The sequence below is a fragment of the Corynebacterium provencense genome (genome assembly GCA_900049755.1).
GTDB lineage: Bacteria > Actinomycetota > Actinomycetes > Mycobacteriales > Mycobacteriaceae > Corynebacterium > Corynebacterium neomassiliense.
The window spans coordinates 954,629-969,673 of record LT160592.1; the positions used below are offsets into that span (position 1 = coordinate 954,629).

The 15,045-nt window shown below is 64.1% G+C and carries 24 protein-coding genes; all 24 read left to right on the forward strand.

Features of this window, described 5'->3' with window-relative positions; translation table 11 throughout:
* The first annotated feature begins 125 nt into the window (after positions 1 to 125).
* The 24 genes from BN3906_RS14660 (at position 126) to BN3906_RS15000 (ending at position 15,027) form a co-directional block, all read left to right on the forward strand.
* Positions 126 to 278: a hypothetical protein gene (locus BN3906_RS14660; protein ID WP_154669488.1), complete on the forward strand. Its 153-nt coding sequence runs from the start codon at positions 126 to 128 to the stop codon at positions 276 to 278.
* A 117-nt stretch (positions 279 to 395) separates the two neighbouring features.
* A complete protein-coding gene (locus tag BN3906_RS04445) occupies positions 396 to 1,052 on the forward strand; it encodes a hypothetical protein (RefSeq protein WP_066584646.1) in 657 nt (218 codons plus the stop codon).
* Complete coding sequence (locus tag BN3906_RS04450) at positions 1,042 to 1,383, forward strand: hypothetical protein (protein WP_066584649.1); 342 nt, start codon at positions 1,042 to 1,044, stop codon at positions 1,381 to 1,383. Before BN3906_RS04445 ends, BN3906_RS04450 begins: the two co-directional genes overlap by 11 nt.
* Positions 1,380 to 1,790 (forward strand): hypothetical protein, encoded by a 411-nt coding sequence (locus BN3906_RS04455; RefSeq protein WP_066584651.1) that lies wholly within the window; start codon positions 1,380 to 1,382, stop codon positions 1,788 to 1,790. The genes BN3906_RS04450 and BN3906_RS04455 overlap by 4 nt, the downstream gene beginning before the upstream one ends.
* Positions 1,783 to 2,760 carry a hypothetical protein gene (locus BN3906_RS04460; RefSeq protein ID WP_066584653.1) on the forward strand — a complete coding sequence of 326 codons (978 nt, stop codon included), beginning with the start codon at positions 1,783 to 1,785 and terminating at the stop codon, positions 2,758 to 2,760. The genes BN3906_RS04455 and BN3906_RS04460 overlap by 8 nt, the downstream gene beginning before the upstream one ends.
* Positions 2,757 to 3,380, forward strand: a complete 624-nt coding sequence (locus BN3906_RS04465) for a metallophosphoesterase (protein ID WP_078057099.1) — start codon at positions 2,757 to 2,759, stop codon at positions 3,378 to 3,380. The genes BN3906_RS04460 and BN3906_RS04465 overlap by 4 nt, the downstream gene beginning before the upstream one ends.
* Complete coding sequence (locus BN3906_RS04470) at positions 3,377 to 3,604, forward strand: hypothetical protein (protein WP_147592760.1); 228 nt, start codon at positions 3,377 to 3,379, stop codon at positions 3,602 to 3,604. The genes BN3906_RS04465 and BN3906_RS04470 overlap by 4 nt, the downstream gene beginning before the upstream one ends.
* A 61-nt stretch (positions 3,605 to 3,665) precedes the next feature.
* The gene (locus BN3906_RS14665; RefSeq protein ID WP_154669489.1) at positions 3,666 to 3,833 is read left to right on the forward strand and encodes a hypothetical protein; all 168 of its coding nucleotides are present in this window, start codon (positions 3,666 to 3,668) and stop codon (positions 3,831 to 3,833) included.
* A complete protein-coding gene (locus tag BN3906_RS04475; RefSeq protein WP_066584661.1) occupies positions 3,830 to 4,021 on the forward strand; it encodes a hypothetical protein in 192 nt (63 codons plus the stop codon). The genes BN3906_RS14665 and BN3906_RS04475 overlap by 4 nt, the downstream gene beginning before the upstream one ends.
* A gap of 229 nt (positions 4,022 to 4,250) precedes the next feature.
* On the forward strand, positions 4,251 to 4,451 hold the full coding sequence (locus BN3906_RS04480) for a hypothetical protein (RefSeq protein WP_066584662.1): 201 nt from the start codon (positions 4,251 to 4,253) through the stop codon (positions 4,449 to 4,451).
* Positions 4,448 to 5,005 (forward strand): hypothetical protein, encoded by a 558-nt coding sequence (locus tag BN3906_RS04485; protein ID WP_066584665.1) that lies wholly within the window; start codon positions 4,448 to 4,450, stop codon positions 5,003 to 5,005. Before BN3906_RS04480 ends, BN3906_RS04485 begins: the two co-directional genes overlap by 4 nt.
* Positions 5,006 to 5,424: 419 nt before the next feature.
* Complete coding sequence (locus BN3906_RS04490; protein ID WP_066584668.1) at positions 5,425 to 5,607, forward strand: hypothetical protein; 183 nt, start codon at positions 5,425 to 5,427, stop codon at positions 5,605 to 5,607.
* A gap of 590 nt (positions 5,608 to 6,197) precedes the next feature.
* Positions 6,198 to 6,563: a hypothetical protein gene (locus tag BN3906_RS04495; RefSeq protein ID WP_066584670.1), complete on the forward strand. Its 366-nt coding sequence runs from the start codon at positions 6,198 to 6,200 to the stop codon at positions 6,561 to 6,563.
* Complete coding sequence (locus BN3906_RS04500; RefSeq protein ID WP_066584672.1) at positions 6,517 to 8,067, forward strand: terminase large subunit domain-containing protein; 1,551 nt, start codon at positions 6,517 to 6,519, stop codon at positions 8,065 to 8,067. The genes BN3906_RS04495 and BN3906_RS04500 overlap by 47 nt, the downstream gene beginning before the upstream one ends.
* Positions 8,068 to 8,077: 10 nt before the next feature.
* Positions 8,078 to 9,490 (forward strand): phage portal protein family protein, encoded by a 1,413-nt coding sequence (locus BN3906_RS04505; protein WP_187119884.1) that lies wholly within the window; start codon positions 8,078 to 8,080, stop codon positions 9,488 to 9,490.
* Entirely contained in the window at positions 9,483 to 10,865 is a 1,383-nt protein-coding gene (locus BN3906_RS04510; RefSeq protein ID WP_066584677.1) for a head maturation protease, ClpP-related, read from the forward strand. Before BN3906_RS04505 ends, BN3906_RS04510 begins: the two co-directional genes overlap by 8 nt.
* Positions 10,866 to 10,875: 10 nt before the next feature.
* A complete protein-coding gene (locus BN3906_RS04515; RefSeq protein WP_066584684.1) occupies positions 10,876 to 11,265 on the forward strand; it encodes a hypothetical protein in 390 nt (129 codons plus the stop codon).
* Positions 11,266 to 11,297: 32 nt separating this feature from the next.
* Positions 11,298 to 12,212 (forward strand): phage major capsid protein, encoded by a 915-nt coding sequence (locus BN3906_RS04520; protein ID WP_066584694.1) that lies wholly within the window; start codon positions 11,298 to 11,300, stop codon positions 12,210 to 12,212.
* Entirely contained in the window at positions 12,212 to 12,556 is a 345-nt protein-coding gene (locus BN3906_RS04525; RefSeq protein WP_066584696.1) for a hypothetical protein, read from the forward strand. The genes BN3906_RS04520 and BN3906_RS04525 overlap by 1 nt, the downstream gene beginning before the upstream one ends.
* A gap of 10 nt (positions 12,557 to 12,566) precedes the next feature.
* A complete protein-coding gene (locus tag BN3906_RS04530) occupies positions 12,567 to 12,992 on the forward strand; it encodes a Gp19/Gp15/Gp42 family protein (protein WP_066584699.1) in 426 nt (141 codons plus the stop codon).
* A gap of 62 nt (positions 12,993 to 13,054) precedes the next feature.
* Positions 13,055 to 13,351 (forward strand): hypothetical protein, encoded by a 297-nt coding sequence (locus BN3906_RS04535; protein ID WP_147592764.1) that lies wholly within the window; start codon positions 13,055 to 13,057, stop codon positions 13,349 to 13,351.
* Positions 13,351 to 13,626 (forward strand): hypothetical protein, encoded by a 276-nt coding sequence (locus tag BN3906_RS04540; protein WP_147592766.1) that lies wholly within the window; start codon positions 13,351 to 13,353, stop codon positions 13,624 to 13,626. The genes BN3906_RS04535 and BN3906_RS04540 overlap by 1 nt, the downstream gene beginning before the upstream one ends.
* The gene (locus BN3906_RS04545; protein ID WP_066584703.1) at positions 13,619 to 14,020 is read left to right on the forward strand and encodes a hypothetical protein; all 402 of its coding nucleotides are present in this window, start codon (positions 13,619 to 13,621) and stop codon (positions 14,018 to 14,020) included. Before BN3906_RS04540 ends, BN3906_RS04545 begins: the two co-directional genes overlap by 8 nt.
* 98 nt (positions 14,021 to 14,118) lie before the next feature.
* Positions 14,119 to 15,027 (forward strand): Ig domain-containing protein, encoded by a 909-nt coding sequence (locus BN3906_RS15000; protein ID WP_066584705.1) that lies wholly within the window; start codon positions 14,119 to 14,121, stop codon positions 15,025 to 15,027.
* The last annotated feature ends 18 nt before the right edge of the window (positions 15,028 to 15,045 follow it).

A 15,045-nucleotide genomic window follows, 5' to 3' on the forward strand; every position in this document is an offset into this window, starting at 1 on the left:
CTAGATCGAACCGGTAGCTCGCTGTGCTTCCAGATCACAGACGAAGACATTGAAGATCTCCTGTGCGTCCTGAGTGACCTGCAAGCGTTCAGGTGGGCCGAGGAACAGCGCTCGCGGGGTGCACGATGACCGATCCCGTCCACGACATCGTCCCCGAACCCCGCGACTTCCTGGTCCGCTTCGAAGTGCCCGTGTGCTGCCTGCACCGTGACGACGCCGTCACCTGCGCACTCCAGACCATCAACGACGACCACCTGCTGGAAGTGATCGAACAATGACCCGCCCACACTTCCGCCCGCAGCCTGTCCGCCGGCCCCGCTCGTGGCGTGCCCGGATCGCCCGCTGGCTCACCGGACACCCACGACACAGCACGTATCAGACCTGGAGGTACTGACATGACGAACCCCAGCCTCTTCGACCAGCCAGACACCATCACCGTCGGGCACATCGCCGCGCTTTGGCGCAGGCACGGCTGCTTCGCGCAAGACCCCCAGGAGATCATCGACAAGGCGGCGCGGCTCGCTAACATCGACCCGCACGCGGCGGCCGAACTCATTGCAGACCATGACCCGCGTGTCATCACCCACGAGAACATCCCACAGTGCGCCGGCACGTCATCGTCGAAGAGCCGAGAAGACACTGTGCGGTCACTCGAGGAAGCGCTCGAGGATTCCGCAAGCATTCCACGGCTCTACCCGGAGCCAACCCTGGAGGACTGTATCCGCCTGTCGCAGGACCTCGAGAGTGAGGCTGGGAGGAGCTTGGCGTGGCTGCTGAACCGGTGGCCTCATGAGCGTCGAGTGTCGCAGGCTCCCGCGCTCGGCGTCCGTGACCCAGATGCGGCTGGTTCCACCTGCCTGCACATTGGCGCAGGAGTGGTTGACCGGGTGAGCACGATCTCAGTGTGGCCGTGGGCGGAGAAGGAGTCCGTTTCGGTCGGGGGTGTCACTTCGGAGCAGCTGCTAGCGGCTGGCAGGTGGTTCCTCGGGAGGGCATCGGACATGACCATCGCAGCCGCCACCTACGCCGAGGAGCGCACCGATGACCAGTGAGAAGCGACTGCGGGAAATCGTCGCTAGAGAGGCCACTCTCCGCCTGCCAGCCTTCGACATCCTGTGTGACAAGTACCCGGACCTTACGGGCGCTGACTGGGACAGGGTCTACGACCTGCTCCGCACCTATCCGATCCTTGCCTTGCCCGTCCCGGACGAGAAGGGCCGATTCTTCCCGGAACACGACATTAACTACGAATACGTACGCCGTTGTGTGACCGACGATCGGTATATCCGGTTCGACTTAGGGCTTGGCTTTATTATCTTGACCCGTGCCGAGGCTTTGGAGCTCGCCGGGATTCTCACCGCCGCCGCAATGGAGGAAGCATGAGCAACGCAGAGATCGTGATCGTCCTCGCCGTCGGGTTGCTCGCACTCCTCGCCGTCGCGTGGTGTGTGGGAACCGGGCGGAGACTCGACGAGATGGAGACGAAAGAGGACGCGCTCAATACTGCCAGCTTCGAAGCCCGTCGTCTCGAAGAAGCGCTAAACGCGGTCTATAGAAGCATGGAAATTGATCGCAGGATTTACGACGAAGCGCTCGGACTTAAAAGGCCAATAACCGGCCTAATGCCCGCACTTGATCTGCCTGACGTGACACGCGTGTGCGTTGTGACAGAGAAAGAGCGCCGCGTACTCGACCATCGGGACGCCTACCCCAACGGTTGTGAAGTCCACATCCAAGACGAAGGTCGAACCATCAAAATCCTTCCCCGACAGGAGACCACCAATGACTGACATCACCGACCCGCAGGCTAAGTTCCTGACTGCGTTCGCGAGAGGGGTGGCAGCCCGCCCCGGGAGTTACAGCGACGACCTCGTAGAATCCGCTAAGGCCGTTCTCGCCACCGTGGACGACCCGGCCTCCACACTCGTGGGAGAGCTGCGGGGGTGGGAGAGAATCTTCCGCGATGAAGGCAGGTCTGTAGATGCGAGATCGATGCAGGACCTTGCCGTCCTCGCCGAGCAGGTCGAGCAGGAACGGGACGAAGCCCGTGCTGCTGCCAAGACCTGGCAGGAGCAGGACGAGAATGACTGCGAAATGTACTCGGAAGATGTCGCAGATCTCCTCGTCACTCTTGCCGAGACCCGCGCCGAGGTGGAACGGTGGAAGAAGGCAGAGCGTGAAGCGAGCGAAGAACGCGATGACGCCGAAGCTGAGGTGGAGCAGCTGAGAGCAGCCCGCGAACGGCTAAACGCCGAGGTGGAACGACTCACCGCTGAGCAGGCTTACTGGAAGGAGTACGCGCTCGAACGACAGCGCGTGGTAGAACGGCTCGTCGCCGGAGGAAACGCGGCAACTATTGCATCCGAGGCAAATGTTGCCCCTGACCAGCAGGCGAACCCCGACCCTGCCGACGTACCGTCCGGGGAACCGTGGATCGTGGAGGTTGACGGAGAACGGCGGACTGCCGTGAGGGCCGCGCAGTACCACAGGCCTTGGAGCACTTTCAGAGAAGCCGGATCCGTGGTCTTTGAGAAAGACCCCGAAATCACCCTGGTGTCTCGCTTTGTCCCGGCCCCGCGTGTCATCACCGACTCCGAGGAGCTCGAGCAGCTCGCCGCAACCAGCATCATCCGCGATGGCCGCGGCTGGCCCGGAGGAATCACCGACCAGGGTGTGACCATGATCAACGGGGCCTGCCTCAGCGACGAAGAAGTCCTCAGCCACGGCCCCGTCACTGTCCTGTGGGAGGCAGAGTCATGAGAGACTTCCTCACCGCCGACCTGCACATGGGACACGAAGCCGTCGCGAAACTCCGCGGCTTCACCACCTCCGAAGAACACGACCAGACCGTGTGGGACCACATCCGGAACACCGTTCCCCACGATTCTCGACTGTGGGTCCTCGGAGACCTCGTATCCGGGTGGGACACCCCGGAGCGAGAGATCGAAACAATCCGCAGTTTCGCCGAACGCCTCGACGAGTGCGGGATCGAACTTCACGTCATCACCGGGAATCATGACTGCGTCAACCCGTCCCGGTCGAAAGCGGCCCGACACCTATGGAGCTACAGCCGAGTCGTCGACAGTGTCGCATCGACCGGGACGATGAAGATCGCCGGCCACCGGTGCATCCTCTCGCACTACCCGTACGAGGGCGATCACAAAGCCGAGGACCGGGACGTGCAGTGGCGACCCCGGGACCTCGGGGAGCCGATCATCCACGGGCACACACACGCGACCGACCCCGTGTCCTGGTCGTCGACGGGGACACTCCAGCTGTGCGTCAGCCTCGACGCCTGGGACCTCCACCCCGTCCCGAAAGACGCCCTCGCGTACATCATCGGCCGCCACCGCACGGCCCGGGAAGAGACCGAAGAATGAAACGGCCAAGCCCGGACACCATCATGAGCTACCTGACCACCGTCGCCCTGTTGATGTCACTCGCCCAGATCATCAATGGAAGTGAGGACATCGCCCACGGAATCATCTTCGGGGGCATCCTCTTCATCTCCGCAGCTGTCCGTGGAGCACAGGTGGAACGGAACAGTGGGGTCTACGCAAAGTTCATGACAGACATGACGAGGACCAAGGAGGCGGAGGAATGACACACTCGCCAACCACCACAGCCCCGCCACCGTGCGGGGCTTCACTCATTCAGGAGGAAAAATGATCAAGGGACACATCACCAGAATCATGGAAAGCTCAAGCGTCCGAATCAACAGCGCCGTTCCAGTCATCGCCAGCGTGGAACTCACCGTAGATATCAGCGCCGACAACCTCTCCCACATTGACATCAGCCGACCGGTCACCATCACCCAGGAGGCAGACCAGTGATCCCAGGACAGTTCGGTATCAGCCCCGAAGACGAAGCCAGATCAGAACAGCGCGTATTCACCGCCGTGTTCTCCACCGCGGTCGCCGGCTTCTACCACGGTCTCCGGGAGGAGAACATGGACCGGCATGACGCCCTGGACCTCACCGGACGGTTCATCCACACCATGCTCACCAAGGACCAGAAATGACCGAGGACGAATCGCTCATGAGGCTCACCCCCATTGCAATGAGCTTGGCCCGCGTGAGGCAGTCCGCTTCGCGACACATGGTGGCGAGAGCGGCCGACGAAATCGTCCAAGCTGCCCTAAACCCGAGGACATGCCCTGCGGATTGGCCTGAAGACGTGCAGGAATCCGCTCGCCGAGCGCACCACCGTATCTCCAGACGTGCTGAGCGAGCTCTTCTGGGAGGGGCACAGTGAGACCGAAGACCTACATGACCATCACCGAGATCCGAGACGCACTCACCGACATTATCGACGGCATGACCCCAGACGACAGAAGGCGAGAATGCTCACTCATCTGCGGCGGCAGACCGATCAGGGACATCGTCCTGGTGGAGGAATCCATCTGGTCAGGGGACAGCACCGGCGGATCAACCCACGTGGAGGGACGATGACCACTGAGCCCGAAGCCCACGCTTTCCTCACCGACCTGCACCGCCTCGCCCAAGCCCTCGACCAAGCAGTCCTCGACTCCGGCATGCCCGCCCCCTCAGGCGACAACGCCGGATGCGCACCCGTCGGACCGAAATCGAAACTGCCCTGCTCCACCAACCTCATCGACCAGCAGGCGGATCTCACCGCCCGCGTCCAACCGATCTGCGCGAACCTCGCCATGGACCTCACCATCCACGGCCGCCCGTTCGGAGCACCGGACCTCGCCCCATGGGTCGCATGGCTCCGCCGGCACCGTGTCGACCTCATCGCCCGGGACTGGTGGACCGACTCCGAGGACGAACTCCGCCGCGTCCACCGCGAACTCGCAGACCAGTTCGAACCACCAGAACCCGACCGGCCGAAACTGCCCGACTTCGCCACCATCGAAGAGCTCGCCACCGCCACCGGGAAGTCAGTGCAGGCGATGTACAAGTGGTGCCAGCGCAACCGAGTGGAGCACTTCACGATCGGTGGGGTGAAGCACTTCAAGACGAGCACGGTTATCGACCACTAGACCGAATGTCCAAATGTGTGGTAGGCTTACGCCTGAGCGATCCGCGACCCCGGGCGTCTTTCCCCACAAGGGAGGCGCACCGGGGTTTTCGCATGCGCTCATCCCGGCTGGTCTGTCCGGGAGGTGACACGCTCGGGGGCTCGTCGCGTCACCAGTCATGGTGGAACACCCCGGGACAGGGCAGTGGCCATTCACACCCTGCCCCGGGCACACCACACACGGGTCGTGATCCGGCGATCACCGCAGCAGCCCCACCCGGGCACAAGGCACACCCCTCCACACGCCGCCCGCTGCGCAGCCTGGACCAACACCAGGACGACCCACCACGCTCTCGAACACTCGAGGGCACCCTGACCGCACCGCCGACTACTGTCACACCGCCGGGGCAACACCGCCCCGCACAACAGACAGGAGCGCCTATGGCGAAGATCAACAAGAAAGCGATCGAGGATGCGTTCGGAGGAATCGGCGGAGACATCCCACTGGGAAAGACCCCCGAGGAAACCGCGAAGGCGATCGCCGACAACCTGAAGAGCTCAGGTGTGAATCCGGATATGAACGCGATCCGGCAAGTCGCCCGAGACGCGCACAAGCGTAAGTAGTGGCGCCGCAAGCCCCTCCACTCTCACCAGAGTGCGAGGGGCTTCGTCATGCCCAGCTCACCCGACCGCATGGGAGGTGACCAACGATGGCACACCGCACCACCACCCAAGCCGGACTCGGATGGACCCACCAACAAACCAGAGACCGCCTCCTCCGACGCCTCAAACCCGGAGACACCTGCTGGTGGTGCGGACGCCCCATGGACCGAACCCACGCACTCGACGCAGACCATTCCACCAGCCGCTCCCACGGAGGACAACACGCAGACCGCCTCCTCCACGCACGCTGCAACCGCCAACGCGGCACCGGAGACCAAGACAACCGCAGACCAGCCCTCCACACACCCAACACCCTCCCCGCCCTCCCCATACGACTCACCACAGGAGAGGACGACCCCCGATGGCCCCCACCACCCACACCAGGGCCCGACACCACCTTCGACTGGGGAAACGTCAGCGTCTCATAACGTGAGACACCCGCCCCCCGAAAATCCTGGAGGCATGCCATCCTGACCCCGCCGCTTCTGGTGCAGTCAGGATTTTTTTACGCGGGGCCGAAAACCTACGGCAACCAGCGATAGGAGGCCCCTATGAGCGACCCGTTGGAGGAGTGGTTCGCCACCGAAACGTTCGAGGCAGGCGGGCGGGCACTCTTCGACGGCCTGCAGGACGCCCGGGATCCCGCTGATGTGCACGCCCTGGTGGTGGAGGCGTGCCGTGTACAGGACCGGTTGGACCGTCTGCACCGTCTCTCGTCCCGCGATGACGACACGTGGGGGCGGATTCTGCCGACCCCGGACAACCCGGGCGAGTTCGTGCTGAGGCTTGGCCCCCTGCTGCAGGAGCAGCGGCAGACGGAGGTGGTCTTCAAGCAGTTGACCGCGGAGATCTGGCGGAGGAGGTCGGCTTATGACGACGATGACGCTGACGAAGAGGGAGGACTGGCAGACCTCTGAGGACTTCCCGACACTGTCGGGGAAGCAGACACCGCTGAATCTTCGTGAGGCCCCGGGGGATCATGAGCACGGGCGGAAGAACATTGAGTTGTCGCGGCGTTCTGGGGTGAAACCGATGCCGTGGCAGGAGCATGAGATGAATGCGATCAATGCGACGGGCCCGGATGGCCGGTGGGTTCATTCGGATGCGGTGCTGATCTGTCCGCGACAGAACGGGAAGTCGCTGATCGTGGCGCTGGTCGTGATCTACCGCATCTTCGTCCTGGGGCAGAATGTCCTGTTCACTGCGCAGCAGTGGGAGACGGCTAAGGAGCTGTGGGAGCAGACGTGGAAGATCGTGAAGGGGCGGAAGTTCCTCATGAAGCTGCACCTGTCGCACACGTGTTCTCAGGGTCGGGGGACGATCTTCCTGTCCAATGGTGGCCGAGTGGTGTTCACCACCCGGTCGCAGGATGCGGGTCGTGGTCTGACGAAGGTTGACCTGCTGATCTACGACGAGGCGTACAACCTGACGGCCGCGGAGATCGCGGCACTGTCGTTCCTGTCTCAGGCTGCCGAGGATCCGCAGGTCTTCTACATGTCCTCGGCGGTGCACCGGGATTTCCCGCAGCACCAGAAGGGGCAGGAGCTGTCCGCGATGCGCGCCCAGGCTCTCGCCCAGGAGCCCGATGCTGAGGACCCGATCTATCTGTCCGAGTACGCCGCACCGGAGGACATGGACCCGGAGGATGAGTTGACGTGGCGGACCGGGAATCCGAGCTACGGGGTCATCTCGAATGCGAAGAAGATGCGGAAGATCATGCGCCGCATGAACACTGAGATTGGTCGGATGAACTTCGGGGTCGAGGCTCTGGGGTGGGGGTCCTGGTTCGATGAGAACGCGGGGGATGAGCACGAGCCGGTCATCGCCGATGAGGTGATGGACGAGGTGATGTCTGATCGCCCGGTGACCATGTCGCACAATGTGATTGCGGTGGACGCGTCTCCGGACCGGTCAGCAGTGTCGATCGCTGCCGGGGGTCGGACTGCTGACGGGGTGCATGGTCTTGTGGGCTGGCGTGGTGGGATGTCTGCCCCGGAGGTTGTTGCCGCGGTTCTGGGAGCGGTGGGGGAGAAGACCCAGGCAGTGTTGATTGACCCGAAGTCCGCGGCGGGCGTGTTCATTGACCCGCTGGAGCGGGCGGGGTTGGAGGTCACGCGACTGAAGTGGTCGGAGGTGACGGCGGCGTGCGCGGCTTTCCTGCAGGGTGTCGATGATCGCCAGTACTCCCTGTCGGATGATGCGAAGCTTCGCGAGTCGGTGGTGGTGGCGACGTTGCGTGAGGCGAAGGAGGGCGGTGTCGCGTGGGAGCGGTTCTCGGGGGAGATCAGTGACCTGGTGGCGGTGTCCTTGGCGATGTGGGGTGTGCAGCAGTTCGCGCCCCTGCCGAAGAAGGTGAGGCGCGGGGGAATGTCCCTGGAGGTTGAGGCCACAGGGTCCCGGCTCGCGTCGATGAAGTTCTGAGGAGGTGCCTGTGGCTGAGCTTGGTCATGCGGTGTTCGATGCTACGGCTCGGACGGCGGAGACGAACTGGGAGCTGAAGTGGCCGTATTCGCTTCGCCCGTATTCGCGGATGGCCCGGGAGGATTCTCAGGTCCGGTCGGTGTTGAAGGCGGTGAAGCTGCCGATACAGCGGACGACGTGGCGGGTCGATCCTCATGGTGCTGATCCTGAGGTTGTTCAGGCGGTGGCGGAGGATCTGCGGTTGCCGATCATCGGGGATGACGATTTCGATCCTGCTGCCCGTACTGGTGGTCATGCTTCGTGGTCGGAGCACCTGCACTGGTTGTTGAAGGAGCTGGACTTCGGGCATGCGTTTTTCGAGATCGTGTTCCGCTTCGATGAGGTGTCGGGGCGGGATCGGTTGCACAAGATCGCGTACCGGCCGCCGGAGACGATCACGGCGATCAACGTTGCCGATGATGGGGGCCTGGAGTCGATCGAGCAGGCGCCGCCACCGGGGAGCCGGAAGGGTGTTCGGAAGATTGTTCTGCCGGTGTCGAACCTCATCGCGTACATCAACGACCCGGAGGACACGTCGTGGACTGGGTCGAGTGTTCTGCGGGCCGCGTACAAGCACTGGGTGTACAAGGACAGTTTCCTCCGCCTGGAGGCTGACATCCTGGACCGTAACGGTATGGGAATCCCGGTGCTCTACGCATCCTCCGACGTGTCGGATGAGGAGGTGGAGCGGAATCAGCGGATCGCGTCGAACATCCGTGCTGGCAAGACCGCGGGGGTGTCCCTGCGGTTCGGGGCGAAGGCTGAGCTGATGGGTATTTCCGGTCAGACGATCAGTCCTCGCACCGCGATCGAGTACCACGACAGTCAGATAGCACGGTCGGTGCTGGCCCACTTCCTGAACCTTGATGGTGGTGGTGGGTCGTACGCGCTGGCCGACGTGCAGGCGCAGACGTTCACGGACTCGCTGCAGACCATTGCGGAGAACATCGCGGAGACGGCGAACCGGTTCCTTGTCGAGCGGTTGGTGAATCTCGCATTCGACCGGGAGGAAGGCCCCTACCCGCGGATCACGTTCGATCCGATCGGGTCGAAGAAGGAGCTGACGGCGGAGGCTATGGCCCTGCTGGTCAATGCGGGCCTGTTCATCCCTGATGCGGATCTGGAGGCGGAGTGGCGTCGTCGGTATGCGCTGCCGCCGAAGAAGCCCCTGTCTGCTGCGAAGAAGGACAATCCGAATCTTGGCAAGCCTGCTCCGTCGGAGTTGAAGACTCTGGTGGACACCGCGCAGGTGCTTGTGGGGCAGGGCTTCACCCCGGAGCAGGCACTCGGGGCTGTGGGGCTGAATCCGATCACGCCGGAGGGTGAGCCTCCGGAGCAATCACCGGACGGGGAGCCGCCGGGGGAGGAGGTGCAGCGTGAATGAGCTGCTGATCTACGGGGAAATCGGGTGGGACGTCAACGCTGCTGACATTGCCACTCGCCTGGGCGAGCTCGATGGTGGGGATCTGACAATCCGGGTGAACAGTCCGGGCGGGGATGTTCACGGTGGTCTCGCGATCATGAACAGTCTGCGGGGCTACGCGGGGAATGTCACTGCGGTGGTGGAGGGGCTGGCCGCGTCTGCGGCGTCTTTCATCATCGTCGGCGGGGCCGACCGGGTGGTTGTCCGCCCTGGTGCGGAGATCATGGTCCACGATGCGTGGACGTACGCGGACGGGAACGCGGCGGAGATGGAGAAGTCCGCCGCGGACCTGAACCGACTGTCCGGGACCTTGGCTGGCATCTACGCGGCGAAGGCTGGTGGGACTGCCGATGAGTGGCGGGACATCATGCGAGCTGAGACGTGGTTCACGGCGGATGAGGCGGTGGCCGCTGGTCTCGCTGACGCTGTGGAGGATGCCAGGGCTGCGGAGCCTGAGGACCCTGCCGCTGTGGCGGCGAGATCCCGCCGGGCCGGGGTGATGGCCCGGTTCCGTTACGCGGGTCGCCGGGCTGCCCCGGCACCCACAATCAACCGTCCTTCGGGACATGAGCGAAAGGAGGGCGGCATGTCCGCTCTTGCTGACCTGGCCCGAGAGTTCGGGCAGGACGAGAAGAAGATGCGGGCCGCACTGGCCCGGTTCTTCGCGGAGGAAGTCACCGTGACGTCCACCGTCGACATTTCCTACCCGGAGGAGTCCACTGTGGTTCCGACCGGGTCCGTGACGATCTCCCCGACTGGTGAGGTTCCCCCGGGCCTGACCTTCACTGTCGGGGAGGCCCCGGAGGGGTGGACTGCGGAGGTTGAGGAGACCACGGGTGTCCTCACTGTCACTGCCCCGGCGGGTGCCGAGCCGGACGATGAGGTCGAGCTGACCGTCACCGCGACCGGCACGGAGGCCGTGGACCTGACTGTCCCGGTCACTGTGACCGCCGCTGGTGGTGGCGAGCCTGAGGACCCGGCGCCGGCCGCTCCGGCGGACCCGGGCACCCTCACCACCCTGGTGGACAGTGCCCGACTCGCTGAGCTGGAGGAGGCCGCCGCGTACGGTCGCGCCGCGATGGAACGCGACCACGAGGCAAAGGCCCAGGCTTTTGCCGATGCCGCATTCCGCGACAACAAGATCGGTGCATCTGCCCGCAAGCGGTGGGCGGCAGCATGGCTCGCCGACCGGGAGGACGCCGAGACCCGCATGGCGCAGATCCCCGCGGGGACCGTGCACCGTGCCGAAGCCGGGCATGCCCGGACCGACAAGGCGGCCGTCGACCAGGCGACCGCCGAACGCGAGGAGCGGGTCCGCCGCTCCCTGAACCGATAGGAGGCGCACGATGAGCGCTATCAACATCGTCTTTCACCACGGCCCGCAGACCTTCGAGGTTGCGGAGCCTGTCACCGGTGGCCAGGTCCTCGCGCTGAACGCTGAGGGTAGGGCTGTCGTCGCCGCGGAGGATGCGGAGACTGTCATCGGTGTGGCTCACACTGATGCTGCCCCCCGGCAGAAGGAGTACCCCTCCCTGCAGTCCGTGCCGCTCCCAGCTGTCGTCGGCGCCGTGTACGCCCCTGCCGCAGTGTGGCTGGAAACTGCCGGCACCGTGACCGTCGGCGGAAACGTTGGCGTGGCTGCCGCCGGCAAGGTCAAGGCACACGAGCTCGGCACTGTCGTCGGCAAGGTCACCGCCATCAAGGGCACCAGGGCCCTTGTCCGCCTCGCGGTCTAACCACCCCTCACAACAATGAAAGGAGGGTGGCTATGACCACCCCGATCACTGTCGGAGGTTTCTCCGACAATCCGGAAGCCACTGTCGAAGAGATCCTCGGCGCTCCGAAGGTCCTCAACCAGGACATCTACGACTACATCAAGGAATACGATGTGGTCGAGCAGCTGTTCACCGACGCCGGCCCGAACACCGGTTCGGTCGCGTTCACTGAGAACGTCGCCCAGTTTGCCGAGGACGGTCTCGCGGACGTGTCCGAGTTCGCCGAGATCCCGACGACCCGCGTTGTCACGGGCGAGAAGAAGGTCGTCTTCGCGCAGAAGACCGGCCGCGCTCTCGAGATCTCCTACGAGCAGCGGGACGAGAACCGCCTGTACGACGTGCAGAACGCGATCACTCAGGTGAAGAACTCCGTCGTCCGGGACAACTCCCGGTCCCTGCTTCGCAGCCTGCAGGAATCCTCTGTCCGCGACCAGGCTGCCACCGCCGCGTGGGCGGCGACCGGTGCGGATGTTGTCCGTGACGTCGCCACCGCCATCGACTCCTTCGGTGAGCAGCTCACCGTTGAGGACAATGAGGCTGCGCTGATCTTCGAGCCGGACACTCTCATTCTCCCGTTCGGGATGCTCGGTGCTTTCGCCTCCTCGGAGAACGTGTGGAAGCACTACGCCAACGGGCCGCTCGCACCGAATGATGCAGCGGTCACCGGCAAGGTCTACCCGACCTTCATGGGTCTCAACGTCGTCATCCCGAAGTGGTGGCCGATCAAGGACGCTCTCGTCTGCCAGGCGAAGGATCTCGCGTTCTACTCGGATGCTCGCCCACTGACCGTCAACGGCCCGATCGACGTGCCGACCAACGAGTTCTTCCGCACGCAGGTCACGCAGAAGCGCATCGTCGGTGTTCACAACCCGTCTGCCGGCGTGTGGATCAAGGGCGTGAAGGCCTGATGCGGATCGTCCTGACGTCGAAGCTGTTCCAGCGGCGGGACGATCAAGGGCGACTGGTGGGGCACCACCGGGGTGACGTCCTGGACCTGGACGATGAGGAGGCCCTGCGTCTCGTGTCGCTGGACATCGCTGTCGATGAGGCTGACGCTCCGACTATCACGGCTACCCCGGAACCTGTTCCGCAGGTTCCGACTGCGGAACCGGAGGCTACTCCGGTGGCCGATGGTCCTGATCGTCCTTCTCCGGCGATGAACCGTGAGAAGTGGGACGCCTACGCCCGTGCGGTGGGCGTGGACCCGTCGAAGTTCAAGACGAAGCAGGAGCTCATCGCAGCACTGCCGTGAGGAGGCTGTCATGATCGTCCCGATCGAGGACTTCGAGGCCCTGTTCCCCCGGCCGTTGGCAGGTAGCGAGCGGGACCGTGCGGAGGCACTGCTCGGCAGGGCGGAGGCGCGGATCGTCGCGGCGTTCGCTCGGCAGGGGCGTGACTTTCTGGCCGAGGTCGCCGCGTCGCCGTGGTTGTCCGATGAGGCTGAGCAGGTCGTCCTGGAGATGGTGTCCGCGGTGATTCTCACCGGGCCTGATGCTGGTCGCGTGTCGTCGTCGACGACTGCGGGGCTGGTGTCGGAGTCTGGGACGTGGGCGGATCCTTCGGGCACCGCGTGGGGGCAGTTGGTTCTCACGGATGATCAGAAGCGGCGTCTGGGCCTGTCGTTGTTCGGGGTGTCGAGCGGGTGTTTCCCGCCGCCTCCGTCGTGGCCGGAGAGGCGGGCGCGCTGATGTGGCCGACCTCTCTGCGGGTTGTGAAACCGGCCCGGGTTCCGGACCCGGGGTCGCCGAAGTTGGGGAAGATCACCCTGGACCCTGACCAGGGTGCGACAGTGCTGCCCGGAGTGTGGCGTGTGGAGTTCCAGACGATTCTTCTGCAGGAGGAGACGGAGGGTGGCACTCGTGAGTTTGCGCGCACGGGGTGGCGGATCATCACTGAGCGGGGGGTGAACATCCCCGATCTTGAGCACACTGACGGGGTTCTGGTGGATGGGATCACCGGGGTGTTGTCGGTGGTGGGCGAGGTTGGTCGGATCGTGCATTCCCGCATCGGGCATGACGAGTTCACTGTCGAAAGGTGGGTGGGCTGATGCTGGATGCTGACGAGATTTTCGCCTTGGCGATGGATCAGCCTGCGGTGAAGGCTGCGGTGAAGAAGCGTGCGTCGCAGATCGCTGCCCGGGCTCGGAAGGAGTTTGGGCGGGCTGGTCTGGATGCGACGGTGCGGATCCGGGATCATCCTCTGCCGACGGGCCGCACGTCTGTGGATGTGGTCGCGGATTTCGATGATGGTGTGGAGGGCATGGACCGGCGGGTGGGGAAGATTCTTCTCCGTGCTGGCCGTGAGGGGAGGTCTCGTGGCTGATCTTCATGTGGTGTTTCAGGTCATCGGGGTGCTGCAGGAGTGCCTGCCGGACTGCACGGTGTCTGATTCCCTGCCGGAGGGGAAGCTCCTCACGGAGTCTTTGCCGGTGGTGCAGGTCGATCTGCTCGCTGGGGAAGAGAAGCACACCGGGTTCGGTGGTGAGGGGTTCCCTTTGGTCATCGACGGGATCGGTTTGGATGTGGAGGTTTTCGCCACGTCTCGGCTGCAGGGCATGGAGGTGGGGGAGCGGGTGCGGCGTGTGCTGCACCAGTTGCCGCACTTGGAGGAGTGCCCGGTGACGGCGGTGAGTGTGCCCGATTTTTCGACGCGTGAGGATCTGAATCCGCAGGTGCGTGTGGTTGGCACTGTCGTGGATTTGGACACGCGTCCTTAGAGCTTTGCCGGCCCCTGGCGGGGTCGTTTCATTCTTCAATTCTTCTGACCCCCGACCGCAATGGCCGGGGGTTTCGTGTACCCCAAGGAGGACACACTATGTCTGCACAGGAAACACTGCAGGGATTCAATGCGGGGGCGGCTCGGGTCGCTCTGACTGGTGCGGTGCGCACTGCCGCGGTCGGCACTCCGATCGTCGCGATCGACGACAAGTACGACACCGAGGTTCATACGAACCTCGGCTACCTCTCCCCGGACGGTGTGGAGATCAGCTTCGATGAGGAGAAGCAGGAGTACATCCCGTGGCAGGAGGCGTCCGCGATTCGCGTGGACATCACCCAGGCGACTGTGGGTGTGAAGATCACCCTGTGGGAGTCGGGTGTCGGTCAGCTGGCGAACTTCCTGGGCGTGCCCCAGTCGGAGATCGAGGATCTCGCCGGTGGCGGTAAGGGGTTCTGGCAGCAGTCCCTGCCGGAGTTCGAGCATGTTCAGCTGTCCCTGGACATGGTGGACAAGAAGAAGCTGCAGCGGGTGACGTTCCTTGACGCGCAGATTTCTGAGCGTGGTGCCCTGGTCCTGAAGAAGGATGAGATCTTCGGCCTGGAGCTGACCTACACGACGTTCCCCGCGGGCCACGAGTACTCGGGGACTGAGCCGGAGGCTGTGGGCAACACTGCTCGCTGGCAGTTCAACGAGGACTGGACGAAGGCGGGGGAGATTTCCTCGTCGACTGATGGTGTGGAGGCTCTGGCTGTGTCCACTTCCACTCTCCCGCAGGGCACGGTGGGCACCGAGTACTCGGCGACCCTGGCCGCTACGGGCGGTACCGCCCCGTACGCCTGGTCGGTTACTGCGGGTGATCTGCCTGCGGGCCTGGCCCTGGCTGCTGATGGCACTGTGTCGGGCACTCCGACTGCTGCGGGTGAGGCGACTGTCACCGTGCGTGTCACTGACAAGAACGCCCTGTTCGCGTCCAAGGCGCTCACTGTCACTGTCGTAAACCCCTAGCAGGGCGGGTGGGTGGTC